The organism is Pseudomonas sp. TWI628 (assembly GCF_039673865.1).
In the GTDB taxonomy this organism is placed as follows: domain Bacteria; phylum Pseudomonadota; class Gammaproteobacteria; order Pseudomonadales; family Pseudomonadaceae; genus Aquipseudomonas.
On record NZ_JBDJMM010000013.1, the window covers coordinates 1 to 25,599 of the forward strand.

Consider the following 25,599-nt stretch of genomic DNA (forward strand, 5'->3'; position numbering starts at 1 on the left):
GCGCAGGCTGGCGGCATTCACCGCGCCCTGCAGTTCGGTGATGGCTTGCTTGAGCGAATCCCGCATCTTCAAGCCGGCGTCTTCACTGGTGATGAACTTGCTCAAGGCGCTATAGAGCTTCTCGCTGTCGTTCCAGTTGGTCGGCTCGGTCTGGGAGAAACTTGGTAACAGCGCCGCCATCAGGGGGCCGTCGCGTAATAGCAGGGCGCGGTAGGGTGGACTGCTGGGGTCTTGCAGCCACTTCAACCACAGCGCTTCGCTGCTGCCTGGGGCTGGCTCAGGGTTGGTGGACGGCGCCTCGGTGATGCCGCCGGCCAGGCACGCAGCGATGGTCTTGCTGTAGGCGATGCCCGATTCGCGGTCCCGGCCGTCGTAGTCGTGTCGTTCGATGAGGGTGAAGGCCGCACTCTCGCAGAGTTTCACGTAGGTGCCGGCATGCCGGTCGATGAAAGCCTGGAACCGGGCCTCCTCTTGTTCATACTCCGCATGGAATGCCGCGCGCCGGGGTTCGTCGTAGCGCTCTTCGAGTTTTTCATCACTCTCGCGCTGGCGCATCTCTATCACGCGCTGACGCTCTTTCTCAGGATCGACGAACACCGGCGGCCCGTCGCCAGTCGGTGGCTCGAACGTCATGGGTACCTTCTGCGCCGCCCACTCACGCTGGGTAGCGCGAATGATCTGCAGAATCTGCGACGTCTGCAGCTGATAGGCGCGCAGCGGGGCCTCGCGCCAGGCCTGGCGCTTGACCACCCAGTTCAGGCGCTGGTGGTTGTACTCCTGGACCAGCCCGACAGTATCGTCGAGCACCACCGCCAGCACGCCGTTTTCCAGCTGGTACCGGGCCATGGCGTTGACCAGGTAACCGCGCAGGGCAGTCTTGCGCAGGAAGCGGCTGTGAAAACCATGGGCACTGTCGAACGGCCCGTTCAGTTGCTGGGCATATTCGAAGACCTGGCGGTCGACCTGGAGGTTGTCCGGGGTCATGGCCAGACCCAGCAGTTCGGGGTGCTTGCGCGCCTGGGTCAGGTCCAGGCCCTCGAAGCGCTGCGCAGGCGCTTGGCCACCCTTGTAGGCATCAAGTACGCTGGCCGGCCAGGGATCGCTGGAAAAGGCCAGCCAGGCCGAGCCGTAGGTATCGGTGTCGATGTTGAGGAAGGACGACGGGATGTCGTGGTCCTCATGTACACAGCGTTCGGGCAGCGACGGTGGCGGCCCCGGATTTGGCTCGTAGGGAAGAAAGTGGCGCAGGTGGCCTTGCGCGGTGACTTCGTAGGCGTGCCAGATACGCTGGTCGAGCAGCACGTAGAGGTAGCCGCTGCGCAAGGTGCGCAGGCCCATCCGGGTTTGCGTGACGGGGTCACTGCCGGGACGGGTATCGGGTACCACGGCGCGGCGCAGGGGAAGGATGGGTAGGCCCTGGCGCTGGCAGGCTTTGCACGGGGTAAGGAGGAATTCGACTTCGGCGACGGCGTTGGCAATGTCTTGAGAAATGCTCATGAGGGATTTCAGGCTCGATCAAGATAAGCCTGCACACTAACGAGGAATCAATTCTCAGAGGAGTTGAGCGCTTCCTAAAACATTGTAGGAACTTTCGCCCAGATATTTGCCTTTTGCTGCAACCGCTGATTCAGCTTCTGCACGCTGATGCATGCCGCTTTCGATGACCCTGCAGAGCCACCCGATCCTCATGTTGATTCATCCGGCAAGGGAGGCCCCACTGGTAGATGCAAAGTGAATGTCAAAACGCGCTTGATAATGATTAGTTAGTTGAGGGTCTGCCCAGTTGCGCTACGCTGGAAAAGCATTGCCATGGCGCTTCACCTGCCCGCAGGAGCGCAACATGAACTTCCTTATCGAACAGGCCAGCGTACAAGGACGGCCAAGCTGGCTGGTGCATGCCTGTGGCATGACCTTCACCTTTCCCACCCAGGATTCGGCGCACGACTTTGCCAGCAAATTGGCAGAGCGGGTCGACACCCCCCATCAATTGCCGGCGCAAACACTGACGTACTGGAATGCGCAGCCTGCTCGTTTGAAACATGGCCTGCGTCAGTTCAGAGCAACCCAGAGGGGCAGCGTATGAGTGGACGTGCACTGGAACCCATCGATCGCATTACCGAAGTAATGTTTGGCCTGTTGATGGCCACCACCTTCACCGGCACGCTGAGCGTGGCCACGGCCGGCCGGGAAGATGCCCGCCTGATGCTGATCGCGGCCTTTGGCTGCAACCTGGCCTGGGGTTTGGCCGATGCGGTGATCTACCTGTTGCGCACCTGGACCGAGCGGACCCACAGCCGGACCTTGCGGGCCCGGCTGCTCGCCGATGAACAAGGGCAGGAGGGGCGTCGGTTGATTGCCGATGCATTGCCGGCGCGTATCGGCGAAGTGGTGGACGAAAACGGGCTGGAGCTGCTCAGGGTCCATCTGCTGCGCAACGGCCAGCAACCGATGCCGGCGCGGCTTGGCCTGCAGGATTTCAAGGCGGCACTGGCGACCTTTCTGCTGGTGGTGCTGGCGACCTTCCCGCTGGTTATCCCGTTCCTGCTGATTGCCCACACCGGCACCGCCATTCGCGTGTCGAACCTGGTCGCCCTGATCATGCTGTTCCTCGCCGGCTGGCTGCTGGCGCGCTACTCCGGTGGGCGCCGAGTGCTCACGGGAGTGATCATGTCGCTGATCGGGGTGGCGCTGATCCTTGCCATCATCGCCCTCGGTGGCTGAGTCAGGCGTCAGTATTTGATGTCCCGGGCGCGTTCGCGACCTTGCTGTTTGGTGTGGCGTTTGTCCTGGCGGCAACCGGCGTTGCTCTGCTGGTCGGCGTGGCGGCAGTCCTGCTTGGTCTGGCGCGCACCCTGGCGGGTTTCCTGGCGTACTTCGCGTGCTTGCTGGCGCCGTTCGGCGCGGTCGGTAACGGCCGCCCAACCCTGCAACGTCGTGGCACACAACAGCACCGCCAGACAAAAACGATAGGCTCTTGAAGTTGCCATGATCGGGCCTCCTGCTGGGTGGGTTGCTGCGAAGCGGTCAGGGCATGTTTAGTACAGTTGCGTTTCGATAGGCGATTTAGATTTAAAGGCAGTAAGCCTAGTTGCCATTAGTGCGTTGAAATCCAATACACAAAAGTGGTCGAAAATGGCGCCTTTGCTACCCTTACCGCACGGCAGCGACTGCCCGGTTTGCAACTCACCCTTTTCACGCGGTATGGCCAGATGGGGAATGCGATGCGCATGCCATTGTTATGCGTCTTGTCGGTCGTGTTGTGCCTTAACGGTGTTGCCAGCCTGGCGCTGGCCGAGGATGTACCGGCGCCCGACCCGGCGCCTGCGCAAGCCAAGCAGGCGGTGTTCAACCCGGAGCAGCTCGACCAGATGCTCGCGCCGATTGCCCTGTATCCCGATCCGCTGCTGGCCCAGGTGCTGATGGCGTCGACCTACCCGGGCGAGGTGACCGAGGCAGTGGCCTGGTCCAAGGCCAACCCCAAGGCCCAGGGCGATGACGCGGTCAAGCAGGTGGCCAACCAGACTTGGGACCCAAGCGTGCAGTCGCTGGTGGCGTTCCCGCAGGTGCTGGTGGTGCTCGGCCAGGACCCGGTCTGGGTCCAGCGCCTGGGGGACGCCTTCCTGGCCCAACCCGATGACGTGATGGCCGGCGTCCAGCGCCTGCGCCATCAGGCCCAGGCGGCCGGTAACCTGACCAGCAACCAGTACCAGAACGTCACCGTGCAGGCCGCGCCCGCAGCGGCCCCGGCACAGGCCAGCTCAGGTGGTTCGCAGAGCGCGCCGGCCAGCAGCGCCTCGACCAGCACCATCATCATCCAGCCTGCCGACCCGCAGGTGGTGTACGTGCCCACCTACAACCCGACCACCACCTACGGCACCTGGGCCTATCCGGCCTCGCCGCCGGTGTTTTACCCACCGTCGCCTATGTACTACGCGGGCACCGCGCTGATGGCCGGGCTGGCGTTCGGCGCCGGCGTGGCAATCATCGACTCGGTGTGGGGCGATTGCGACTGGAACAACGGCGATGTCGATATCGACGTCAATCGCTACAACAATATCAACGGCAACAACCGCATCACCAACAACCAGAACAAGTGGCAGCACAACCCCGCGCACCGCGATGGCGTGCCATACCGCGACAACCGCAGCCGCCAGCAATACGGCCGCCAGCTTGATGGGGCCAGCCAGCGTGCGGCGTTCCGTGGCGATGATGCCCAGCGTGCCCAGGCCCGGGATCGCGCCCGCAGCTCAATGGACCGTGCAGGTATCGAGCGCCCGGCTACCAGCAACCGCGAAGCCCGCGACAGCGCACGCCAGGCCCGCGCCGAAGGCGGTGTTGGCAATCGCATGCAAGGTGCCAACGACAACGCACGCCCTGCCGATCGCCGCGCAGAACCGCGCAACGCGCGTGAAAACACCCGCGACAATCAGCAGGCGCGCAACCAGGTCAACCAACGTCGCCAGGGTGAAGGGCAGGGCCGTCAGATCGCGCAAAACCGACCGAGTAACACGGCAGGCCGGGCCCGCAACAATGCCTTCGACGGCGTGCGCTCACCGTCGCGTACCACGGCGCAGGCCAACCGCGGTCGTACCAGCCAGTCGTTCGCCCAGCGCCCCAGCGCCTCGCGCGCAGCGGGGCAGCAGGTATCCAGGCCCAGCGCCCCGGCGCGTCGCGGTGGTGGAGGTGGCCGTCGATGAACACCAAGACAACCCTTGCTGCGTTGCTGATCGGCCTGGGCATGGCCTGGACAAACCTGGCCACGGCGCAGGAGGCCTTCCCGACGCCGGAGAAAGCCGTCGAATCGTTCGTCCAGGCACTGGGCGTCGAGCACGCCGACGAAGCGCGCCTGACCCAGTTGCTCGGTGAAGACTGGCGCACCTACATCCCGCGTGAAGGCGTGCAGCGCAGTGACGTCGATGCCTTCCTGGAGCAGTACAAGGCCGAGCATCAGATCGACAAGCAGGGCGACAACAAGGCCATCCTCGCCGTGGGCCCTGAGCACTGGACCTTGCCTATCCCCTTGACCAAGTCTGCCAACGGCTGGCGCTTCGACCTCAAGGCCGGCAGCGCCGAAATCCGTGCCCGGCGCATTGGCCGAAACGAACTGGCCGCATTGCAGTCGGTGCTCGCCTATCACGACGCGCAGATGGACTACGCCTCCAAGGACCGCAACGGCAACGGCGCGCTGGAATATGCCCAGCAGATCTTCAGCACGCCCGGCAAGCATGACGGCCTGTTCTGGGCAGACGAAGAGGGCGGCGAGATCAGCCCGCTAGGGCCGCTGTTCGGCAAGGACGTGGTGGGTGATGACTGGTACGGCTACCACTTTCGCATCCTCGATGGCCAAGGCCCGTCGGCACCGGGTGGTGCCTACAGCTACCTGATCGGCAACCAGATGAGCCGCGGCTTTGCCCTGGTCGCCTGGCCGGCGAAGTACAACGATAGCGGCGTCATGAGCTTCATGATCAGCCATGACGGGCAGGTGTTCGAAAAAGACCTGGGGCCGCAGGGCGACAAGGTTGCCAAGGCCATGAAACGCTTCGACCCGGATGACAGCTGGAAAGAGGTAGACGTCAGCGCCAGCCCATGACGGCCGGCGCGCGCACCGCCAACGGCAGGCTGAGTGAAAACTACCCGGTGCTGTTCCGCTTTGGTGCGCGTCTGCCTCAAGACAGGTCTGGTCGCACAGTTTTCATTCGGCAATCAGGTAAAAGAGTGTGCAGGTTGAACATGGAAGATTGTGCCGATTGCCTGTAAATTTCCCGTTTTGCGCGCGTGGCAAAAGCGGCCCGCATATTGCTCCCCTAGTCGCAACGACAACCCGGAGCACCGTGCCATGAGCTCACCCACCGAATTCCCGCTATGCGAAGCCCCATCCTCATCGCGCAAGGGGCTGCTGCCCATTGCCATGGTGCTGTTCAGCTTCACCTTCTTCACCGGCACCATGTTCGCCGGCGGCAAGCTGGGCATGGCCTTCAACTTCGTTGACATGCTGTGGGTCGCCGCCATCGGCAACACGCTGCTGGCACTGTATGCTGCGGCCCTGGCTTTCATCGCCTCGCGCAGCGGCTTGAACACCGTGCTGATGGGGCGCTTCTGTTTCGGCGAGGCGGGCAGCCGGCTTTCCGACTTCCTGCTGGGCTTCGCCGAACTGGGCTGGTACGCCTGGGGCACCGCGACCGTGGCGATCGTGCTGGTCAAGCTGTTGGGCCTGGCGGGTGGATTCACCGTGCCCCTGATGGTGCTGTTCGGCCTGGGCTTCAGCATCACCGCGATCATCGGCTTCAAGGGCCTGGACCTGTTGTCGCGGGTATCGGTGCCGTGGATGTTCGCGTTGCTGGTGGTGTCGATGTACATCGCCACCGCCGATGCCGGCGGCTTTGCCGGCCTGGCGGCGGTGGTGCCCCATGAAACCATGACCTTCTCGGCCGCGGTGACCATGGTCTTCGGCACCTTCGCCAGCGGCGCCACCCAGGCCACCAACTGGACCCGGTTGTCGCGCAGCGGGCGGGTGGCGGTGGTGGCCAGCATGGTCGCCTTCCTGCTCGGCAATGGCCTGATGGTAGTGGCCGGGGCCTGGTGCGCGATGGTCTACCAGCAGGCCGACATCGTCGAAGTGATGATGCTGCAAGGCCTGTCGTTCGCGGCGGTGGTGATGCTCTGCCTGAACCTCTGGACCATCCAGGGGCCGACCATCTACAACGTCTCGGCCGCTGCCTGCCACCTGCTGCGCAGCGAGCGTCGACGCACCGCCACGCTGGTGGCGGCGGCGGTGGGCATCGTGCTGGCGATTGGCGGAATGTATGAAATGCTGATCCCGTTCCTGGTGCTGCTGGGTTCGATCATTCCGCCAGTGGGCGGAGTGATCATGGCGGACTTCTGGTACCGCCACCGCGGCCAGTACCCGGCGCTGGCTTCGGTGCAGCTGCCGCGCTACAACCTCATGGGGCTGGGCGCCTATGCGCTGGGTGCGGTGCTGGCCTACGCCTCGCCCTGGGTCGCGCCGCTGGTGGGCATTGGCGCCTCGGCCCTGTGCTACATGGTCATGCTCGAACTCAGCGGCCGGCGCCGGGCGCTGGGCCAGGCAGGCGTCGAGCCGTGAGCCTGGCGCTGGACGAGATCCTGCACCTCCCGGGCCTGCAGGAGATGGCCGTGCGTGCCGGCGCACGTAACCTGCAGCGTCGGGTGCGCTGGCCCTATGTGGCGGAGAACGAAGGCATCGCCGAGTGGGTGATGGGCGGCGAACTGGTGTTCGTCACCGGCATCAACCACCCGCGTGGCGAGGGCAACCTGCTGAGCCTGGTCGAGGACGGCGAGGCTGTAGGGATTGCCGGGCTGGTGATCCTCACGGGCGGCACCTTCATCCAGACCATCCCGCCAGCAGTGATCGCCCGTGCCGAGCAACTGGGCCTGCCACTGATCGAGCAGCCCTATGCCTTGAAGATGGTGATCGTGACCCACCTGATCGGCACGGCCCTGGTGCAGATGAACCAGGTGCGCCGGTCGCGCAACGACATCCTCGGCCAGTTGCTCAGCGGTGACTACCCGAGCCTGGCCATTGCCCGCCAGCGTGCGGCGCACCTTGAACTGGCACTGGATGAGCCGCGTCGCGTGGTGGCGCTGCGCTTGCTGCATGTCGAGCGGTTGTTCGAGCACCATGGCCTGGCCCAGGGCGAGCGCCTCTGGCAGGCCACCCGCCAGGCCCTGGAAGACCAGCTCGAAGCCTGGTGCCGCGAACGACCGGGGACGGTCACCGCACAGTTGCCGGGCGACCTGCAGGTGCTGCTGCTGGCAGATGCCGCCGACCTGCCGCTGACCTTGGCTACACTGCACCGGCAACTGAGCGCGGTGGTGGGGGAGCTGGCGCTGTACATGGGCCTGTCGAGCCTGGCCGGCGATTGCGCCCATTACCGCCAGGCGCTCAGCGAGGCGCGCCAGGCCCTGGACGTGGCGCAACACCTGCACCCGGCCAACGGTTTCTGTGACTTCAGCGAGCTGGGTGTGCTGCGCCTGCTGCAAGGTATCGTCGACCGGTCGCTGATCGATGACTTCGTTGCCCAGACCTTAGGCCCGCTGATCACCCCCGGACGCAAGCAGCCGCATGTGCTGGTGCACACCCTCGACGCCCTGCTCAAGGAAAATGGCAACGGGCTCAAGGCCGCCCAGCGCCTTGGCCTGCACCGCAATACCATCAACCAACGCATTCAACGCATCGAACAACTGAGCGGGCAGTCTCTTGACGACCCGCTGTTCCGCATGAACGCTTCTGTCGCCATGCTGGTATGGCGCATGAACGAAGACCAAGGTAAGGAGTAACGCCATGAACATCATCAATGCCCGCCTGCGTGGCAAGACCGGCCTGTTCCGCATCGAGCTGGACGGCGAGCGCATCGCCGCCATCACGCCGCAGGCCGACGTGGCCGCGCTGGCCAGCCCGGATGACCTGGACGCCCTGCAGAACCTGGTGGTGGCGCCCTTCGTCGAGCCGCACATTCACCTCGACGCCACCCTCACCGCAGGCGAGCCGAAGTGGAACATGAGCGGCACCCTGTTCGAAGGCATCGAGCGCTGGGCCGAGCGCAAGGAGATCACCACCCACGACGACATCAAGACCCGCGCCAAGAAGACCATCGGCATGCTGGCGGACCATGGCATCCAGCACGTGCGCACCCATGTCGACGTCACCGACCCCAAGCTCACCGCGCTCAAGGCCATGGTCGAGGTGCGCGAAGAGGTGCGCCATCTGGTCGACCTGCAGATCGTCGCCTTCCCCCAGGAGGGCATCGAGTCGTACGCCAATGGCCGGGCACTGATGACCGAAGCGGTGGCCATGGGCGCCGATGTGGTCGGCGGCATTCCGCATTTCGAGAACACCCGCGACCAGGGCGTGTCGTCGATCAAGTTCCTCATGGACCTGGCCGAGCGCAGCGGCTGCCTGGTGGACGTGCATTGCGATGAAACCGACGACCCGCAGTCGCGCTTCCTCGAAGTGCTGGCCGAAGAAGCGCGGGTGCGTGGCATGGGCGCGCGGGTCACCGCCAGCCACACCGTGGCCATGGGCTCCTACGAGAACGCCTACTGCTACAAACTGTTCCGCCTGCTGAAGATGTCGGGCATCAACTTTGTGTCGTGCCCCACCGAAAGCATCCACTTGCAAGGCCGCTTCGACGGTTACCCCAAGCGCCGCGGGCTGACCCGGGTGGCCGAGATCGACCGCGCCGGGATGAATGTGTGCTTCGGCCAGGATTCGATCGTCGACCCGTGGTACCCGCTGGGCAACGGCAACATCCTGCGCATTCTCGAAGCCGGGCTGCACATCTGCCACATGCTCGGCTTTGAGGACCTGCAACGCAGCCTGGACCTGATCACCGACAACAGCGCCCGCACCCTCAACCTCGGCGAGCGCTACGGCATCGAGGTCGGGCGGCCGGCCAACCTGCTGCTGCTGTCGGCGCCGGATGACTACGAAATGGTCCGCAGCCAGGGCCATGCGCTGGTGTCGGTGCGCAACGGCAAGGTGCTGATGCGCCGCACGCCGGCGCAGGTCGAACGGCTTGCCTGACAGCTCGCGCTGCAGATCAGTATCGCGAAAATTGATACCAGCCAGCGTGAAACACGCCTCCTGCGCCTGACGGCTTTGCCGTATAAGGCCTTGATGCGCTATCGACGTCTGGATCTCAATCTGCTGGTCGCCCTCGATGTGCTGCTCGAAGAGTGCAGCGTCAGCCGGGCCGCGCAGCGCCTCAACCTTGGCCAGTCGGCTACCAGTGCCGCGTTGGGGCGCCTGCGCGAGCACTTTCAGGACCCGTTGCTGGTTCCGCTTGGGCGGGGGCTGGAGCCCAGCGCCCTGGCGCGGCAACTGGCGCCCAAAGTGCGTGAGGTACTGAGCCTGGCTGGCGAACTGGTCGAGACCACGACCGGCTTCGACCCGGCCCGTTGCGAGCGCCGTTTCGTTCTGGTGGCATCGGACTATGTGGCCGCGACCCTGGTACCGGCCCTCAGCCGTAACCTGGCGCGCCTGGCGCCCGGCGCATCGCTGGTGGTGCGCGACCTGCCGTTGCCACGCGACGGTGATGTGGTCGCCGAGGCCCTCGACTACCGCCGCAGCGACCTGGTGATCGTGCCGCAGGCGCGCATCAACCCGCGCTACCCCCACGCGTTGCTGCTCAAGGATGAACTGTGCTGCATCGTCTGCGCCCGCGAGCCCGCCTACCATCAAGGGCTGAACCTGGCCGACTATTGTTGCGCAGGGCATGTGGTGCGCGAGTTCACCGATGGCCAGAACCTCTCGCTGGACACCCAGCACCTGCGCGAAACCGGTATCGAACGGCGGGTCGAGGTGGCCGTGCAGAGCTTCGCCCTGATGGCGGAATTCGTCGTTGGCACGCCGCGCATCGCCACCCTGTTCCGCCGCCAGGCCGAAGCGCTGGCGCGACGTTACCCGTTGCAGGTGTTGCCGTCGCCCGTTGCCTTTCCTTTGGCTTCGCAGGTGCTGCAATGGCACCCGCAGCAGGCCGCCGACCCGGCGCTGGCCTGGCTTCGCCAACTGCTGGCGGAGCAGGCCCAAGCGCTGGATCAGGGTTGAAGGTCGCCGGTATCGCCGATCAGCCCGAGCGTTTCGATGGCCAGCAAGGCGCAGCGCTCGTCGTTGTCCGATGTGTCGCCACTGACCCCGATCGCGCCTAGTACACGGCCTTCGGCATCTCGCAGGAGAATCCCCCCCGGCACCGGGATCACTTCGCCCGCGGTGAGGCTGTTGATGGCAGCGAAGAATACCGGCATCGCCTGGGCGCGGCGGGCCAGTTCGCGGCCGCCGAAACCCATGCCCAGGCAACCGCGGGCTTTGCCGGTGGCAATCTGCGGGCGCAGGAAACTGGCCTGCTGGTCGCGCAGCACCGCCAGCGGATGGCCGGCGTGGTCGAGCACCGCAGCCGCCACAGGCTGCATGCCCAACGCCCGGGCGTGGTGAAGGGTGGCGAGGGCCAGCTGCACGGCCAGTTCGCAATCGAGGGCGGGCATGTTCACAGGCTCCATTTGCCGAGTTCGGCAACGCGGTCACGGGTATAGAGGTCGGTCCATTTCAGCGAGTTGAAGTCCGACACTTGCTTGGGGTTGTAGGCGGTGCGTTGCAGCCGCACCGGCTCGCCGGCCTTGTACACGGCCTGCAGGCGATCACGGTCCTGGAGGATGCGGATGTCGTCCAGCGGCGAGCCGTCGAGCACCAGCAGGTCGGCCTGTTTGCCCGGCTCCAGGGTACCCAGGGTCTCGCCGCGCGGCATCAGGCGTGCGCCGACATTGGTTGCGGCGAACAACGCTTCGGCCGGCGTGAAGCCCAGGCGCCGCACCAGCAATTCCAACTCGCGGGCATGCCATTCACCGTAGGGTGTGACGGCAAAACCGCTGTCGCTGCCGCAGGCAAAAGGTACGCCGGCAGCCTTGGCGCGCTTGAGCACTGGCGTGCCCAGCTCCAGGGTGCGAGCACAGTAGCCGGCGTAACCGGTGCTGATGGCGGGGTCGTGGGGCTGGCAGAAGTCCACGGTATTCTGCGGGAAGGTCATGGTCGGTGCCAGCACGCTGCCGGCTTCGAGCAGCGCCTCGATGCAGGCGTCGTCCATGTAGAAGGCGTGGAACACCAGGTCGACACCGGCCTTGGCCGCGTACATCACGGCTTCGCGGCCGTAGGCGTGGGTCGCGACGCGACAGCCGAGGCGGTGGGCTTCATCGACCATTTCGCGGGTTTCATCGGCGGTGAAGGCGGCGATGATCTCACCGTTGGGGCGCCGGTGGGTGCCGTCCATGGCGATCTTGATCAGGTCCACGCCATCCTTGGCTTGCTTGCGGATCTGCGCGATGGCGTCACTGCGGCGGGTGACCAGCGCGGCGGTGAAGTATTCCGGTGCGCCAACACGGCTGGGGAACCAGTCGTTGAGGCTCTGCCGGTTGGTGATCACGCGGCTGCTGGCGGCGATGCGCGGGCCCTCGAACAGCCCGGCGTTGACCGTGTTGCGCACGGCGATGCTGAGCTGGCCGCTGTCGCCGGGGCAGACCATCGAGGTCACGCCGGCAGCCAGCACGTGCTGGGCAAAGAACAGTCCCCGCAAGGCGCGGAATTCGTCGCTGGTCCAGATATCGATGTCTTCCTCGCTCTGGGCATTGCCGAACGCCAGGTGGGTGTGCACATCCACCAGCCCGGGCATGACGAAATGCCCTTTGACTTCGCGGTCGCCCGGCCTTGGCGGCGGCGCCTCGCGGGTCGGCCCGACATGGCGGATTACCCCGCCTTCGATGATCAGCGTGTGCAACGGGCGGGCCTGCAGGCCGGTGCCATCGAACAGGGTGGAGCAATGCAGGTGAAGGGCAGCCATGAACGAAACCTCCTCGTCTTGTTGTGTTGCGACAGGCTAGGCCGTGGGCATTGCCCGGCACCAACAGTTGCTGTCGATGCCCTGCCATCGACGCCATCGATAGCTGGCCCCGGCGCGCGCGCAATGAAAAACGGCGCCCGAAGGCGCCGTTTTGTGCAGGGCAGTAGGTCAGTCGGTATGACCGCCAAGGGTCTCGGCTACCCAGTCGGCGATGTACTGGCCGGCATTGATGCTGTTGTCGAAGCTGGAATGCTGCACGCCGCCTTCGCGGTCGGTGAAGATCTTCAGCTCGCGCTTGGGGCTGTTGACGAGCTGCTCGTAAGTGCGGTGCGCCCATTTGAGCGGGATCTGCGAGTCCTTCTCGCCATGGGTGACCAGGAACGGCACGCGGATGCGATCGAGCACGCCGTCGAGGTGCACGTTCTCGGCGATGCGCATGAACGCGTCGATGTCCTTCGCCCCCCAGACCCACTGCACGTGCGCCCAGTAGTGGGGCACCGGGAAGTCGCCTTCCTTCTCCAGGCGACGTTTTTGCACATCGCGCCAGTCGTGGTTGGCACCCCACACCACGCCGCAGGCGAAGCGCGGTTCGAAAGCCACCGCGCGCGGGCAGTAATAGCCACCCAGGGACACGCCTTCCATACCGATGCGCCGCGGGTCGACCTCGGCGCGGGTCTCCAGCCAGTCGACCACGCGGCTGGCCCAGTGCTCGCTGTCGTAGCGCGCCGTCAGGCCCTGCAGGCGCAGCGCTTCGCCAGTGCCAGGCTGGTCGATGATCAGCGACGATACCCCGCGTTTGGCCAGCCAGGCGGGCAGGCCGACGCGGTATTTCATTTCCTTGGTCGAATCCAGGCCGTTGACCTGCACCAGCAGTGGCGCCGGGCCACTCACGCCTTCTGCGCGTACCAGCAAGCCCGAGAGGTGCTTGCCCTCATAAGGGATCTCGACCCGCTCGCAGTTTTCCCTGGCCAGGTCGATACCGCGGGCGAAGGTCTCCAGAAAGCGCTGGTACAGTGCCATGCGCCCCGGTGCGCCATGGGCCTGCAGGCGTTCGCAGGTGAGGTAGTAGGTGGCGGCGCGGTTGTATTTCTCGCCCGCAGAAAGGCGCCGGCCAGCGGCCTGGTCTTCCTCGGCCAGCGCACAGAGCTTGTCGGCCATGGTTGACCAGGTTTCCCGGAAGGCTTGGCTACCTGCGGCGTCTGGCTGCCTGGCGGCGTCCTGCAACGGGGCGCACATTTGCTCGATCTCGCCCATGCGGGCGCCCATCTCGATGGCCAGGTCCACCGAGAGGTTCCAGACGTAATTGGTGGGGAAGTAACGGAACATTGTTGTTGTCCTTCTGCGGTCGTTGAGTCCGGCGCCGACGATTGCGGCAGGCACGCAAGGCGCGGTTCGAAGGCAAGGTACGCAGGCAGGGCAGGGCGGGGCCAATCGTGATCGGGGATGCGAGGTATCGCCAAACGCGATGCCCCGGCGCGCGGGCGCCGGCCGGGGCGATGGCTGCGGCTCAGGCGCTGGCGCGAAGCGGTGCCGGCTGCTGCTCGGCGCGCCGGATGAAGTCGCTGATGCGCTCGCGCAGCCAGCGGTGCATCGGGTCGCCCTCCATGCTGCGGTGCCAGAGCATGAACTCGCGCATCACCGGGATCTTCACCGGTGGCGGCAGGATGCGCAGGGGCAGGTAACCGGCGTACAGCTCGGCCAGGCGGCGGTGCATGGTGGCAATCCGTGCGGTGCCTACCAGCAACTGCGGCAGGGTGTTGAAGTCGTTGGTGATCACTTCCAGGCGCCGGTTGAAGCCGTACTGGCTCATGAACCAGTCTTCGATGCTCAAATGCCGGTTGCGGCCAAAGCCCACCGAGATATGCCCCATCTGCATGTACTGCTCCAGGGTCAGTTGCTCGCCGACCTCGGGGTTGTCGCGCCAGACCACGCAGACATGGTCTTCCTCGAACAGCAGTTGTGCCGGGTGGCCGTCGATGAGGTAACGCTCGGGCACGATCATCATGTCGACCTCGCCGCGCATCAGCAGCTCGGCGCTGCTGTCGCCGGGGCTGATCATTTCGAAGGTAATGTGCGGCGCTTGCTGGTGAATGTTCTGGATGACCTGGGCGAACAGCACGCTGATCAGGTAGTCGGAGGCCACCAGGCGAAAGTGCCGCTTGCTGCTGGCCGGCTCGAACACCGGCTTGGCAGTGATCGAGGAACGGATGGTCAGCAGCACTTCGCGCACCGGCGCGGCCAGCTCCAGGGCGTAGGGCGTGGGCTGCATCTTGCGGCCAACCTGCACCAGCAGCTCATCCTCGAAAAACGTGCGCAAACGGCCAAGCACGCCGCTGGTGGCCGATTGGGTCATGTGCAGGCGTTCGGCGGCGCGGGTGATGTTCTGCTCTTCGAGCAGGATGTCCAGGGCGACCAGCAGGTTCAGATCCAGGTGGTGAAAGCGCATGTGATAGCTCTCGGTTCTTGTAGTTATTTTCGCGATACCTTCCCGCCGCATTGCCGATACGTCAATACCTGCGCGCCCTGCTAGCGGGCCAACGCCAGGCGCCATGGGCTGGCGCGCAGGTATCGCAATTGCCGATGCCTCGCATCCTGAGTCGCGATTGGTCACACCACCCCGGCACCCAGCAACCTGCACGCCAGTCGAACGGCCGCTGCGCCGCCACGACCCAGAACGGTGACCCTGCCTCGCCGAATAACAATTTCAATGGAGTGGTAGCCATGAATATTCTTGGTCTCGATGCGCTGGTGTTTGGCGTCGACGATATCCAGGCCTGTGCCGATTGCCTGCGTGACTACGGCCTTACGGCCACCCGGCTGGATGCCGACGGTGGCCGCTTCGAGGCGCTGGACGGTACCGCGATCATCATCCGCCGCGGCGACGACAGCAGCCTGCCGCCGGCGCTGGGGCCAACCCCATCGCTGCGCGAAACCGTCTACGGCGTCGCTTCGGCCGCCGATCTTGCGGCCATCGCCGATGAGCTGGGCCGTGATCGCGAAGTGCGCCGCGATGCCGACGGCGCGCTGCACAGCGTCGACGACCTGGGGTTTGCCATCGCCTTCCAGGTCACTTGCCGGCGTGCCTTCGAGGCGCCAGCCGACCTGACCAACGCTCCAGGCAGCGCGCCGCAACGCCCGCTCAACCAACTGGGCATTACCCTGGACATGCCGGCCCAGCCGCGGACCTTGTCGCACGTGGTGTATTTCGTGCCTGACGCGGCCAAGGGCGAAGCCTTCTACCGTGATCGCCTGGGCTTTGTCACCACCGACAGCTTCAGCGGCGTCGGCCCGTTCATGCGCAGCGCCGGCATGGACGACCACCACTGCCTGTTCATGATCCAGACCCCGCCGCACATGCAGGGTTGCGAACACTTCACCTTCCACATGGGCAGCGGCACCGAGGTACTGCTGGCCGGCACGCGCTTCCAGCAGCGGGGCTGGACCAGCTTCTGGGGCCCTGGCCGACACCTGCTGGGCTCCAACTGGTTCTGGTACTTCAACAGCCCGCTGGGCTGCCACATCGAGTACGACGCCGACATGGACAAGCACGATGACGCCTGGGCCGCGCGCGTGGCGCCGATGTCGGCCGACAACTCGCAGCTGTTCCTGTTCAGCTCACGGGAGAAGTGGGCGCCGGGTGGCCCGCCGCCCAAGCAGGCTTGATCCGTGGGCTGCGTGGCGCTGTGTCGGCTGGACGAAGTGGTTGAAGGCCAGGCCCGTGGTTTCGACCCGCAGGGCCAGGGCACGGACAGCCTGTTCGTGCTTCGCCACGGCGGCCAGGTACGTGCCTACCGAAACCGCTGCCCGCACCTGCAGGTAGCGCTGGAGTACCGCAAGGACCGCTTTCTGAGTGCCGATGGCCAGTGGGTCATCTGCTATGCCCACGGCGCGCGTTTCAGGCCCGAGGACGGCACCTGCGTCCACGGCCCCTGCCGTGGCCAGGCCTTGCAGGCGCTGGAACATCAGCAAGCGGACGGTTGGCTGCTATTGCCGCTGGCACAGCTCGAGCGCTGAGCTATCGCGCTGCGCGATAGGTCGCATCCCGCGACTCGATTGGTCAAAGCCCGGCGCAGCCGGGAAGCTGTGCCCAGCACAGGGAACGGCCGCCGCGCATGCCGGGGCGGACAACAAGAACAAGACGTGAGACATGCCATGAATACTGTGAACAACGTGCTGATCGTGGGTGGCGGGATTGGCGGGCTGTGCGCCGCCATCGCCCTGCGCCGCAAGGGCATTGCCGTCGACCTGGTCGAGCTGAAGACCGAATGGACCGTCTACGGCGTCGGCATCATCCAGCAGAGCAACGTGGTGCGCGAGATGCACCGCCTGGGCCTGCTCGATGCCTATCTTGACGCGGCCTACGCCTTCGAGGACGTGGCCATCTATACCACCGAGGGCCAGCAGCTGGCGCGCATTCCCGGCCAGCGCCTGGCCGGCCCGGATTACCCGGCCAACGTCGGCATCTCACGCCGTGCCCTGCACAAGGTGCTGAGCGAAACCGCCATCGAACTGGGTACCCAGGTTCGCCTGGGCACCTCGGTGGAGCGCTTCGAGCAGGACGACAGCGCAGTGGATGTGCTGTTCAGCGACGGTAGCCACGGCCGCTACGGGCTGCTGGTCGGCGCCGACGGGCTGTTCTCGAAAGTGCGCGGCTTGCTGTTCGGCGACCGCTACCAGCCGCGCTTCACCGGCCAGTCGGTGTGGCGCTACAACTTCCCGCGGGCTGCCGGCATCGACCACCTGGCCAACTACCAAGGGCCTTCGGGCAACGCCGGCCTGGTGCCGCTGGCCGATGACCTGATGTACCTGTTCACCACCTCCCATGAGCCGGGCAACCCGTGGATGGAACCCGCCACCCTGGCCGATGGCCTGCGCCAGCGCCTGGCCAGTTTTGGCGGGCTGATCGGCGAGTTGCGTGCGCAAATCGTCGACAGCGCCGAGGTGGTCTACAAGCCGCTGGAAGCGGTGTTCGTCGATGAGCCCTGGTACCGCGGCCGCGTGCTGCTGATTGGCGATGCCGCGCATGCCACCACGCCGCACCTGGGGCAGGGCGCCGGCATGGCCATCGAAGATGCGGTGGTGCTGGCCGAAGAGCTTACCGCTGGCGGCCACCTGGAGGCGCAACTGCAGCGCTTCATGGCCCGGCGTTTCGAGCGTTGCAAGTACATCAGCGAGATGTCCCTGCTGGCCGGCGAGAAGGAAGTCCAGCGCGATCCGTCGTTCGACCGCATCGGCCTGGTCAAGCAGATGCTGGAGGTCACCGCGCGGCCGATCTGATGCCGCAGAACCGGCGCTGCCTGCCTGGCTGGCGCGCCCGCTCATACGCCAACACCGACGCACAATAACAAGAAAGAGGAAACCCCGATGTTGACTCGCAAAGGAGCACCCGCACGGCCATTGCCGTCGCTCAAGCCCATCAGCCTGGCGCTTTTCGCGCTGGCCGCCAGCCAGGCCCAGGCCTTCGAATTCGCCACCGGCGACCCCGACCTGCGGGTGCGCTGGGACAACACCCTGAAATACAGCGCCGCCTGGCGCACCCAGGATGCCAGCAGCAAGCTCACCGAGGGCCAGGCCGCGCTGAACCTGGACGACGGCGACCGCAACTTCGACAAGGGCCTGATCTCCAACCGCCTGGACCTGCTGTCGGAACTGGACATCACCTACCAAAACATCGGTGCGCGGGTCAGTGGTGCAGCCTGGTACGACGATGTCTACAACCAGGGCACCGACAACAACGACCCCAGCCGCGCCAACAGCTATTCGGTCGACTACGACGAATTCACCGACGACACCCGCACGCTGCACGGACGCAAGGGCGAGCTGCTCGACGCCTTCATCTTCGGCAAGACCGAGATCGGCAACATGCCGCTGTCCGGCCGCCTGGGCCAATACGCCATGCAGTGGGGCGAAAGCCTGTTCTACGGCATGAACGGCATTGCCGGGGGCATGGCGCCGGTGGACGTGGTCAAGGGCCTGTCGGTGCCCAATACCCAGTTCAAGGAGCTGATCCGCCCGGTGCAGCAGATCTCCGGGCAGTTGCAGCTGACCCCGGATGTCTCGGTGGGGGCCTACTACCAGTTCGAATGGGAGGCCAACCGCCTGCCAGCGGCGGGCAGCTACTTCTCCACGGACGACTTCTTCGGCGACGGCGCCGAGCGCATGTTCGTCGGCTCGCCAGTGTTCCCCGGCGGCCAACCGCTGGCGTTCTTCCATGGCAATGACAAGCAAGCCAAAGACTCGGGGCAGGGCGGCCTGCAGGTACGCTGGCGCACCGAGACTGTCGACTGGGGCGTGTATGCCATTCGCTTCCACGACAAATCGCCGCAGCTCAACGTGCGCCCGGACTTCGCCAACCTCGACCCGGTCAGCGGCAAGGCCGGCGAGTTCTACTGGGTGTACCCCGAAGGCATCGAGGCGCTCGGCGCCAGTTTCTCCACCACCCTGGGCAACTTCAACCTCGCTGGCGAGTTGTCCACGCGCTGGAACCAGCCGCTGGCCTCCACCAGCCAGCATGCGCTGGCCGTGGGCGAAGTGATCGACAACGCCGACAACCCGCTGTATGCCACCGGCCGCACGTTGCACGCCAACTTCTCCTGGCTGGCCAGCCTGGAACCGAACTTCATCGCTGCCGAGTCGAGCTTCCTCGGCGAAATCGCCTGGAACCGGGTAATGAGCGTGAGCAAGAACGCCGACGCCGTCGACCCCAATGCCGACCGCGACGCCACCAGCCTGCGCCTGGTGTTCGAGCCGATGTACCGGCAGATCCTGCCCGGCCTCGACCTCTCGGTACCGCTCGGCGCGAGCTACACCAACGGCGCATCGATGGCGTTGGGCACCGGCTTTGGCAGCGATCACGGCGGCGACCTGAACATCGGCCTGAAGGGCAACTACCTCAATACCTGGAGCCTGGGCCTGACCTACACGCACTACTACGGCCCGGAGAACACCTTCCTCGACGCCGACAGCCACTACACCTTCGAACAGTCGCTCAAAGACCGCGACTTCATCGCCTTCACCGTCAGCCGCACCTTCTGACCGAGGACTACCCGATGAAACACAACAATAAAGTCGTTTCCCTGCTCACTGCCCTGAGTGCCTCGCTGCTGTTCGCCCACGGCGCCGGTGCCGCGGTGACCGCCGAGCAGGCGGCCACCCTCAAGACCACCCTGACCCCGCTCGGTGGCGAGCGCGCCGGCAACGCCGACGGCAGCATCCCGGCCTGGAACGGTGGTTACACCAAGGCCGACCCGGCCTACAAGGAGGGCGGCAAGCGGGGTGACCCGTTCGCCAGCGACAAGCCGCTGCTGACCATCACTGCGCAGAACCTGGGGCAATACGCCGACAAGCTGACCCCGGGCGTCCAGGCGATGCTCAGGAAGTACCCGGACAGCTACCGGCTGGACGTGTACCCGACCCACCGCAGTGCGGCCGCGCCGCAATCGGTCTACGACGCCACCTTCGCCAACGCCACCAGCGGCAAGCTGGTGGACGGCCCTGCCGGCCCCATGCCCGAAGGCGCAGCCGGGGGCATTCCGTTCCCGATCCCGGCCAATGGCGTGGAAGCCATGTGGAACCACCTGCTGCGCTGGCGGGGGGCCTCGTGGCACGCCAGCTTCAACCAATACCTGACCACCGCCGACGGCAAGCATGTGCTGACCAACGATTCGCGCGCCGACCTGCAGATGCCCTGGTACCTGCCGGGCGGCGGTGGCGACAAGGGCGTGTTCTGGTCCATTCGCATGACCAACGACGGCCCGCCCCTGCGTGCTGGCGAGGCCATCACCGGGCTGGAGAACCTCAACGCCGACAAAGCCGCCGTGTGGACTTACCTGCCGGGCCAGCGCCGCGTGCGCCGCCTGCCCAACGCTTGCTGCGACACGCCGACGCCGGCCACTGCCGGGGTCATGAGTTTCGATGAACTGTACGTGTTCAACGGGCGCCTTGACCGCTTCGACTGGAAGTTGCTGGGCAAGAAGGAGATGTATATCCCCTACAACGCCAACAAGGTGTTCACCGCCGCCAGCGCCGAAGCGCTGCTCGACCCGCACCACCTCAACCCCGCGTCGATCCGCTGGGAATTGCACCGCGTATGGGTGGTCGAGGCGACCCTGAAGAGCGGCCAGCGTCATGTGATGCCACGCAGCACCTACTACCTCGACGAGGACACCTGGGCCGCTGTGCTGGGCGAGCGCTACGACGCTCGTGACCAGCTGGCCAAGGTGGTCTGGACCTCGCCGGTGGTGCTGCCCGACCTGCCTGGCGTGGTGACCCTCACCAACGGTTTCTACGACCTGCTCTCCGGCGCCTGGTTCGCTGGTGACCTGTTCGCCGGCAAGAACGAGCAGTACCGCATCGTGCCGCCGTACAAGGAATCGGTGTTCACCGCCGACGCCATGGCCGGGGAAGGCGTGCGCTGAGCGGGCGCCTTGCGCCCGGGTTTTACCGACAACAAGAACAAAAGGTAGCGTGCGATGAACAAGATGCTCTATGGCTGGCTGCTGGCAGCCTGTTGCGGGCTGCCCCCGGCCTTTGCCGGGGATGGCCTGGAGGTGCTCTCGCAGCCGGCGGTGCAGGGCACCCAGGCGCTGCATGCGGTGCTGCAGGATGTGACGCTGGCCGGTGCGCGCCTGGTGGCGGTGGGCGAGCGCGGCGTGGTGCTGCTCTCCGACGACAACGGTAAGCGCTGGCGCCAGGCCACGGGCGTACCGGTCAGTGTCAGCCTGACTGCCGTGCAGTTCGTCGACGCGCGCCAAGGCTGGGCGGTCGGCCATGCCGGTGTAGTGCTGCACAGCGAGGATGCCGGCGAACACTGGACCTTGCAGCTCGACGGCAAGCGCGCCGCCGCCCTGGAGCTGCAGGCGGCCGAGGCCTCGGCAGACCCACGTCGGGTGTCTGCGGCGCAACGGCTGCAGGCCGATGGCGCGGATAAGCCGCTGCTGGCACTGAACTTCGCCGATGCGCGGCACGGCATGGTCGTCGGCGCCTATGGGCTGGCCCTGAGTACCCAGGACGGCGGCCGCACCTGGGCGTCCAGCATGGGGCTGCTGGCGAATGACCGCGGGCTGCATCTGTATGCGCTGGCGCGTCAGGGCGCCAGGTTGTACGTCGCCGGTGAACAGGGCCTGCTGTTGCGTTCGCCTGATGGCGGCGCCCACTTCGAGGCGCTGCAAGGGCCCTACGACGGCAGCTATTTCGCCGCCACCGTGCTGCCCGGTGGCCGGCTGCTGGTGGGTGGCTTGCGTGGTTCGCTGTTCGCCTCCGATGACGGCGGCGACAGCTTCCAGGCGCTGGCCAACCCGGTTCCGGCATCGCTCAACGGCATGCGCGTCGCCGGGGGCCAGCTGTTGCTCGCCAACCAGGCGGGGATGCTGCTGCGCAGCGGCCTCGACGCCTTTGCCGCGCAGCCATTGCCGGTCACCGACGGCCTGCCGCTGACAGCGGCCACCACGGCTGCCGATGGCGCCATCATCGCTGTCGGCATGGCCGGTGCCCGCCGCCTGGACACTTCTTCCCTTTCCACCACGACGGACTGAGCCATGTACGCCATGAATTCACCTGCGCCGTCCAGCGGCCGTCTCGATGACTTCGACAGCACGTCCGGCTCGCTGCTGGAGCGTGCGCTGTTCAACCATCGGGCGCTGGTCCTGCTGCTGTGCCTGGCCGCGACCGTGCTGCTCGGCTGGCAGGCCTCGCGCCTGACCCTCAACGCCAGTTTCGAGAAGATGATCCCGCGCGATCATCCGTACATTCACAACTACCTGGAGCACCGCCAGGAGCTCGCCGGCCTGGGTAACGCGGTGCGTATCGCCGTGGCCAATCCGCGCGGCAGCATCTATGACCCGGGCTACCTGCACAGCCTGCAACAGCTTAACGATGCGGTGTACCTGTTGCCTGGGGTAGACCGTGCGGCAATGAGGTCGCTATGGACACCTTCCACCCGCTGGACCGGGGTGACCGAGGAGGGCCTGGAAGGCGGGCCGGTGATCCCTGACGGCTATGACGGTGGGGTGGCGAGCCTGGCAGCGCTCAAGCGCAACATCGAGCGTTCCAACGAGATCGGTCAGTTGGTGGCCTTCGACCAGCGTTCGAGCATCCTCTACGTACCACTGCTGGCGCACACCCCAGACGGCCAGGCCTTGGACTACACCGCCTTCGCCCAGCAACTGGAAAACCTGCGCGAGCGATTCCAGGCGCAGGGCGTGGAGATTCACATCACCGGCTTTGCCAAGGTGGTGGGCGACCTGATCGACGGCCTGCGGCAGATCCTGCTGTTCTTCGCCGCCGCCATCGCCATCACCGCCGTGGTGCTTTACTGGTACACCCGCTGCGTGCGCAGCACCGTGCTGGTGGTGGTGTGCTCGCTGGTGGCGGTGATCTGGCAGCTCGGCCTGTTGCCGCTGCTGGGCTACGAGCTCGACCCGTATTCGGTGCTGGTACCGTTCCTGGTGTTCGCCATCGGCATGAGCCACGGCGCGCAGAAGATGAACGGCATCATGCAGGACATCGGCCGTGGCATGCATCGCCTGGTGGCGGCGCGCTTCACCTTCCGCCGGCTGTTCCTGGCCGGGCTGACCGCGCTGCTGTGTGATGCCGTGGGGTTTGCCGTGCTGATGATCATCCAGATCCAGGTGATCCAGGACCTGGCCGTCATCGCCAGCCTGGGCGTGGCGGTGCTGATCTTCACCAACCTGATCCTGTTGCCGGTACTGCTCTCCTACGTTGGCGTCAGTGCCCGCGCGGCGCGGCGCAGCCTGCGTGCCGAACAGGCGCAGGCGAGCGGGGCGCGCAAGCATGCGCTGTGGCGCTTCCTCGACCTGTTCACCCAGCGTCGCTGGGCGGCCGGGTGCATTGCAGTGGCGGCGCTGATGGCCGCTGGCGGCTATGCCGTGAGCCTGCACCTGAAGGTCGGTGATCTCGACGCCGGTGCTCCCGAGCTGCGCGCCGATTCGCGCTACAACCGCGACAACGCCTTCGTCACCCGGCACTACGGTGCCAGTAGCGATGTGTTCGCGGTGATGGTGCGCACCGCGCCCGGTGGCTGTTCGGCCTACGGGACGCTGAAGCGCGTGGATGACCTGGACTGGCAACTGCGCGGCCTGCCAGGCGTGGACACGACCAATTCGCTGGCGCAACTCAACCGCCGGGTGCTGGTCGGCCTCTCCGAAGGCAGCCCGAAGTGGTACGAACTGGTCGACAACCAGGCGACCCTGAACATGGTCACTGCCAACGCCCCCCGCGGCTTGTACAACGACGATTGCAGCCTGCTGACGCTCTACGCCTACCTCACCGACCACAAGGCCGACACCCTGGCGCGCGTGGTGGACAGCGTCCAGGCGTTCGTCCAGGCCAACGACAGCGAGCAGGCCAGCTTCCTCATGGCTGCCGGCAGTGCGGGCATCGAGGCGGCCACCAACCAGGTGGTGAAACAGGCCAACCGCGACATGCTCTGGTGGGTTTATGGCGCGGTGATCCTGCTCTGCCTGGTGACCTTCCGTTCCTGGCGCGCGGTGCTCTGCGCGGTATTGCCATTGGTGCTTACCTCTCTGCTTTGCGAAGCGCTGATGGTCGCGCTGGGCATTGGCGTTAAGGTGGCGACCCTGCCGGTGATCGCCCTGGGTGTCGGTATCGGCGTGGATTACGCGCTGTACGTGATGAGTATCGTGCTGGCCCAGCTGCGCCAGGGCGCGAGCCTGTCCGAGGCCTATTACCGCGCGCTGCTGTTCACCGGCAAGGTGGTGATGCTGACCGGTATCACCCTGGCCATTGGCGTCGGCACCTGGATCTTCTCGCCGATCAAGTTCCAGGCCGACATGGGCGTGCTGCTGGCGTTCATGTTCGTCTGGAACATGGTCGGTGCGCTGATCCTGTTGCCGGCGCTGGCCTACTTCCTCCTGCCGCAACGCCAGACCTGTACGCAGCAGGCTGCGACGCTTGAACCCACTCTGCAAAAGCGCGAGCAGGACGCCCGCTTTGGCGCGCTCAAGGAGATCAGCCATGGCCGCTGAACGCACTGTCGGCAGCGCCCAGGCGGGGTTGCTGCTGTTTGGCAGCTGCTTGCCGGTACTGGGTGCGGTGCTGATTGCGCCGGTGCTGCCACGCATGCAGGCGCACTTTGCCGAGACACCGGGCGTTGCCGTGCTGGTGCCGGTGGCCTTGACACTGCCGGCCCTGGTGATCGCCTTGCTGGCGCCGTTGGCAGGTGTCCTGGCTGACCGTGTCGGGCGGCGCCCGTTGCTGCTGGCGAGCATGCTGCTGTACAGCCTGTGCGGGGTGTTGCCGCTGTGGCTGGATTCGCTGGGCCTGATCGTCGCCAGCCGCGCCGGTATCGGCCTGGCGGAAGCCGGCATCATGACCTGCTGCACCACGCTGATGGGTGACTACTTCGACGGCCAGCGCCGTGAGCGGCTGTTTGCCTTGCAGATGGTGGTCACCTCGTTGTCGGCGGCGTTGTTCATGGGGGTGGGCGGCGCGCTGGGCGAGAGCGACTGGCGCACACCGTTCGCACTCTACGCCGTGGGCCTGCTGTGCTTGCCGCTGATGGCCATGTGGCTGTGGGAGCCGCGTGCCTGCGCTATTGCGCCCGAAGCGACGGTGCGTTCGCGCTTTCCATGGGCTGCCCTGGCACCGTTGTACCTGCTGACCGGACTGGCCGGCATCAGCCTGTTCATCGTCCCGGTACAGGCCGGCTACGTGCTGCAGTTGTTGCATGTCGATGCCCCTGGGCAAGTGGGCCTGGCCATGGGCGCCAACCAGCTCGGTGTGTTGGCCGGCGCCCTGGCCTTTCGCCTGCTGGCGCGCCTGCCGGCGAGCTGGCTGCTGGCCCTGGCGTTCGCCACGGCCGGGACGGGCGGTGGCCTGATGGCCCTGGCGAGCAGCCATGCCCTGGTGGTGCTGGCAGTGCTGGTCAATGGCCTGGGCGTTGGCCTGCTGCTGCCGACGTTGATCACCCGGGTGATGCAGCAGGTCGGCTTCGACCAGCGTGGCCGCGCCACGGGCGGGTTCACCGCGGCGATCTTCGCCGGTGAGTTCATCAGCCCTTTGCTGGTGTTGGCACTGACCGCTGGCGTGGCTGCGCAACTGCCCCATGCGTTGTTGCTGGTTGCCTTGGGGCAGCTGGGGCTGGCGCCGGCGTGCCTGCTGTTGATGCGCCGTGCGCGCGCGGCGGCAATGGCCGGTGCCCGATGAGGGGCGGCGCCTTCATCAGCGGACAGAATCTTAGGGTCGACGGTGGCAC

At 65.9% G+C, this 25,599-nt stretch carries 22 protein-coding genes; 16 read left to right on the top strand and 6 right to left on the bottom strand.

What is annotated here, in order from left to right; translation table 11 throughout:
• The coding region (locus tag ABE528_RS11805; protein WP_346653044.1) for a T6SS effector BTH_I2691 family protein at window positions 1–1,497 on the bottom strand (1,497 nt) is incomplete at its 3' end.
• 343 nt (window positions 1,498–1,840) lie between these two features.
• Here ABE528_RS11805 and ABE528_RS11810 point away from each other — a divergent pair.
• Window positions 1,841–2,083, top strand: a complete 243-nt coding sequence (locus ABE528_RS11810; RefSeq protein ID WP_346653045.1) for a hypothetical protein — start codon at window positions 1,841–1,843, stop codon at window positions 2,081–2,083.
• A complete protein-coding gene (locus tag ABE528_RS11815; protein ID WP_152957770.1) occupies window positions 2,080–2,721 on the top strand; it encodes a VIT1/CCC1 transporter family protein in 642 nt (213 codons plus the stop codon). The genes ABE528_RS11810 and ABE528_RS11815 overlap by 4 nt, the downstream gene beginning before the upstream one ends.
• 8 nt (window positions 2,722–2,729) lie before the next feature.
• Here ABE528_RS11815 and ABE528_RS11820 read toward each other — a convergent pair whose 3' ends face one another.
• Complete coding sequence (locus ABE528_RS11820) at window positions 2,730–2,987, bottom strand: hypothetical protein (protein ID WP_152957771.1); 258 nt, start codon at window positions 2,985–2,987, stop codon at window positions 2,730–2,732.
• 234 nt (window positions 2,988–3,221) lie between these two features.
• Between ABE528_RS11820 and ABE528_RS11825 the strand changes: the two genes are divergently transcribed.
• The 6 genes from ABE528_RS11825 to ABE528_RS11850 all read left to right on the top strand — a co-directional run bounded on the left by ABE528_RS11825 (window position 3,222) and on the right by ABE528_RS11850 (window position 10,585).
• Complete coding sequence (locus tag ABE528_RS11825) at window positions 3,222–4,697, top strand: DUF3300 domain-containing protein (RefSeq protein ID WP_346653046.1); 1,476 nt, start codon at window positions 3,222–3,224, stop codon at window positions 4,695–4,697.
• A complete protein-coding gene (locus ABE528_RS11830; protein WP_346653047.1) occupies window positions 4,694–5,590 on the top strand; it encodes a DUF2950 domain-containing protein in 897 nt (298 codons plus the stop codon). Before ABE528_RS11825 ends, ABE528_RS11830 begins: the two co-directional genes overlap by 4 nt.
• Before the next feature lie 246 nt (window positions 5,591–5,836).
• Window positions 5,837–7,102, top strand: coding sequence for a cytosine permease (gene codB / locus ABE528_RS11835; RefSeq protein WP_346653048.1), 1,266 nt, complete (start codon window positions 5,837–5,839; stop codon window positions 7,100–7,102).
• Entirely contained in the window at window positions 7,099–8,316 is a 1,218-nt protein-coding gene (locus tag ABE528_RS11840) for a PucR family transcriptional regulator ligand-binding domain-containing protein (protein WP_346653049.1), read from the top strand. Before codB ends, ABE528_RS11840 begins: the two co-directional genes overlap by 4 nt.
• 4 nt (window positions 8,317–8,320) lie before the next feature.
• Complete coding sequence (gene codA / locus ABE528_RS11845; RefSeq protein WP_346653050.1) at window positions 8,321–9,562, top strand: cytosine deaminase; 1,242 nt, start codon at window positions 8,321–8,323, stop codon at window positions 9,560–9,562.
• A gap of 93 nt (window positions 9,563–9,655) precedes the next feature.
• Window positions 9,656–10,585: a LysR family transcriptional regulator gene (locus tag ABE528_RS11850; RefSeq protein ID WP_346653051.1), complete on the top strand. Its 930-nt coding sequence runs from the start codon at window positions 9,656–9,658 to the stop codon at window positions 10,583–10,585.
• Here ABE528_RS11850 and ABE528_RS11855 read toward each other — a convergent pair.
• The 4 genes from ABE528_RS11855 to ABE528_RS11870 all read right to left on the bottom strand — a co-directional run bounded on the left by ABE528_RS11855 (window position 10,576) and on the right by ABE528_RS11870 (window position 14,811).
• Window positions 10,576–11,019: a heme-binding protein gene (locus ABE528_RS11855; RefSeq protein WP_346653052.1), complete on the bottom strand. Its 444-nt coding sequence runs from the start codon at window positions 11,017–11,019 to the stop codon at window positions 10,576–10,578. The genes ABE528_RS11850 and ABE528_RS11855 overlap by 10 nt on opposite strands.
• A gap of 2 nt (window positions 11,020–11,021) precedes the next feature.
• Window positions 11,022–12,365, bottom strand: a complete 1,344-nt coding sequence (locus ABE528_RS11860; protein WP_346653053.1) for an amidohydrolase family protein — start codon at window positions 12,363–12,365, stop codon at window positions 11,022–11,024.
• A gap of 168 nt (window positions 12,366–12,533) precedes the next feature.
• On the bottom strand, window positions 12,534–13,691 hold the full coding sequence (locus tag ABE528_RS11865) for a prolyl oligopeptidase family serine peptidase (RefSeq protein WP_346653054.1): 1,158 nt from the start codon (window positions 13,689–13,691) through the stop codon (window positions 12,534–12,536).
• A 181-nt stretch (window positions 13,692–13,872) separates the two neighbouring features.
• Window positions 13,873–14,811 (bottom strand): LysR family transcriptional regulator, encoded by a 939-nt coding sequence (locus tag ABE528_RS11870; RefSeq protein WP_152957780.1) that lies wholly within the window; start codon window positions 14,809–14,811, stop codon window positions 13,873–13,875.
• A 275-nt stretch (window positions 14,812–15,086) separates the two neighbouring features.
• Here ABE528_RS11870 and ABE528_RS11875 point away from each other — a divergent pair, with 275 nt between their 5' ends.
• The 8 genes from ABE528_RS11875 to ABE528_RS11910 all read left to right on the top strand — a co-directional run bounded on the left by ABE528_RS11875 (window position 15,087) and on the right by ABE528_RS11910 (window position 25,550).
• Window positions 15,087–16,028 carry a VOC family protein gene (locus tag ABE528_RS11875; RefSeq protein ID WP_346653055.1) on the top strand — a complete coding sequence of 314 codons (942 nt, stop codon included), beginning with the start codon at window positions 15,087–15,089 and terminating at the stop codon, window positions 16,026–16,028.
• Between the two features lie 3 nt (window positions 16,029–16,031).
• Window positions 16,032–16,379 carry a Rieske 2Fe-2S domain-containing protein gene (locus tag ABE528_RS11880; RefSeq protein ID WP_346653056.1) on the top strand — a complete coding sequence of 116 codons (348 nt, stop codon included), beginning with the start codon at window positions 16,032–16,034 and terminating at the stop codon, window positions 16,377–16,379.
• Between the two features lie 138 nt (window positions 16,380–16,517).
• Window positions 16,518–17,642 carry an FAD-dependent oxidoreductase gene (locus tag ABE528_RS11885; RefSeq protein WP_346653057.1) on the top strand — a complete coding sequence of 375 codons (1,125 nt, stop codon included), beginning with the start codon at window positions 16,518–16,520 and terminating at the stop codon, window positions 17,640–17,642.
• An 87-nt stretch (window positions 17,643–17,729) separates the two neighbouring features.
• Complete coding sequence (locus ABE528_RS11890; protein ID WP_346653058.1) at window positions 17,730–19,400, top strand: DUF1302 domain-containing protein; 1,671 nt, start codon at window positions 17,730–17,732, stop codon at window positions 19,398–19,400.
• A 14-nt stretch (window positions 19,401–19,414) separates the two neighbouring features.
• Window positions 19,415–20,782: a DUF1329 domain-containing protein gene (locus ABE528_RS11895; RefSeq protein ID WP_346653059.1), complete on the top strand. Its 1,368-nt coding sequence runs from the start codon at window positions 19,415–19,417 to the stop codon at window positions 20,780–20,782.
• A 54-nt stretch (window positions 20,783–20,836) separates the two neighbouring features.
• The gene (locus ABE528_RS11900) at window positions 20,837–21,898 is read left to right on the top strand and encodes a YCF48-related protein (protein ID WP_346653060.1); all 1,062 of its coding nucleotides are present in this window, start codon (window positions 20,837–20,839) and stop codon (window positions 21,896–21,898) included.
• Window positions 21,899–21,901: 3 nt separating this feature from the next.
• Window positions 21,902–24,370, top strand: a complete 2,469-nt coding sequence (locus ABE528_RS11905; RefSeq protein ID WP_346653061.1) for an MMPL family transporter — start codon at window positions 21,902–21,904, stop codon at window positions 24,368–24,370.
• Window positions 24,360–25,550 (top strand): MFS transporter, encoded by a 1,191-nt coding sequence (locus ABE528_RS11910; protein ID WP_346653062.1) that lies wholly within the window; start codon window positions 24,360–24,362, stop codon window positions 25,548–25,550. Before ABE528_RS11905 ends, ABE528_RS11910 begins: the two co-directional genes overlap by 11 nt.
• Window positions 25,551–25,599: the final 49 nt, after the last annotated feature.

Excerpts from the sequence above, each read along its gene's own strand:
- ABE528_RS11815 (WP_152957770.1), top strand. The coding sequence starts at position 2,080 with ATGAGTGGACGTGCACTGGAACCCATCGATCGCATTACCGAAGTAATG.
- ABE528_RS11810 (WP_346653045.1), top strand. The coding sequence starts at position 1,841 with ATGAACTTCCTTATCGAACAGGCCAGCGTACAAGGACGGCCAAGCTGG.
- ABE528_RS11855 (WP_346653052.1), bottom strand. The coding sequence starts at position 11,019 with ATGCCCGCCCTCGATTGCGAACTGGCCGTGCAGCTGGCCCTCGCCACC.
- ABE528_RS11870 (WP_152957780.1), bottom strand. The coding sequence starts at position 14,811 with ATGCGCTTTCACCACCTGGATCTGAACCTGCTGGTCGCCCTGGACATC.
- ABE528_RS11905 (WP_346653061.1), top strand. The coding sequence starts at position 21,902 with ATGTACGCCATGAATTCACCTGCGCCGTCCAGCGGCCGTCTCGATGAC.
- ABE528_RS11820 (WP_152957771.1), bottom strand. The coding sequence starts at position 2,987 with ATGGCAACTTCAAGAGCCTATCGTTTTTGTCTGGCGGTGCTGTTGTGT.
- ABE528_RS11850 (WP_346653051.1), top strand. The coding sequence starts at position 9,656 with ATGCGCTATCGACGTCTGGATCTCAATCTGCTGGTCGCCCTCGATGTG.
- ABE528_RS11865 (WP_346653054.1), bottom strand. The coding sequence starts at position 13,691 with ATGTTCCGTTACTTCCCCACCAATTACGTCTGGAACCTCTCGGTGGAC.
- ABE528_RS11875 (WP_346653055.1), top strand. The coding sequence starts at position 15,087 with ATGAATATTCTTGGTCTCGATGCGCTGGTGTTTGGCGTCGACGATATC.
- ABE528_RS11890 (WP_346653058.1), top strand. The coding sequence starts at position 17,730 with ATGTTGACTCGCAAAGGAGCACCCGCACGGCCATTGCCGTCGCTCAAG.
- ABE528_RS11825 (WP_346653046.1), top strand. The coding sequence starts at position 3,222 with ATGCGCATGCCATTGTTATGCGTCTTGTCGGTCGTGTTGTGCCTTAAC.
- ABE528_RS11910 (WP_346653062.1), top strand. The coding sequence starts at position 24,360 with ATGGCCGCTGAACGCACTGTCGGCAGCGCCCAGGCGGGGTTGCTGCTG.
- ABE528_RS11895 (WP_346653059.1), top strand. The coding sequence starts at position 19,415 with ATGAAACACAACAATAAAGTCGTTTCCCTGCTCACTGCCCTGAGTGCC.
- codA (WP_346653050.1), top strand. The coding sequence starts at position 8,321 with ATGAACATCATCAATGCCCGCCTGCGTGGCAAGACCGGCCTGTTCCGC.
- ABE528_RS11885 (WP_346653057.1), top strand. The coding sequence starts at position 16,518 with ATGAATACTGTGAACAACGTGCTGATCGTGGGTGGCGGGATTGGCGGG.
- ABE528_RS11830 (WP_346653047.1), top strand. The coding sequence starts at position 4,694 with ATGAACACCAAGACAACCCTTGCTGCGTTGCTGATCGGCCTGGGCATG.
- ABE528_RS11900 (WP_346653060.1), top strand. The coding sequence starts at position 20,837 with ATGAACAAGATGCTCTATGGCTGGCTGCTGGCAGCCTGTTGCGGGCTG.
- ABE528_RS11860 (WP_346653053.1), bottom strand. The coding sequence starts at position 12,365 with ATGGCTGCCCTTCACCTGCATTGCTCCACCCTGTTCGATGGCACCGGC.
- codB (WP_346653048.1), top strand. The coding sequence starts at position 5,837 with ATGAGCTCACCCACCGAATTCCCGCTATGCGAAGCCCCATCCTCATCG.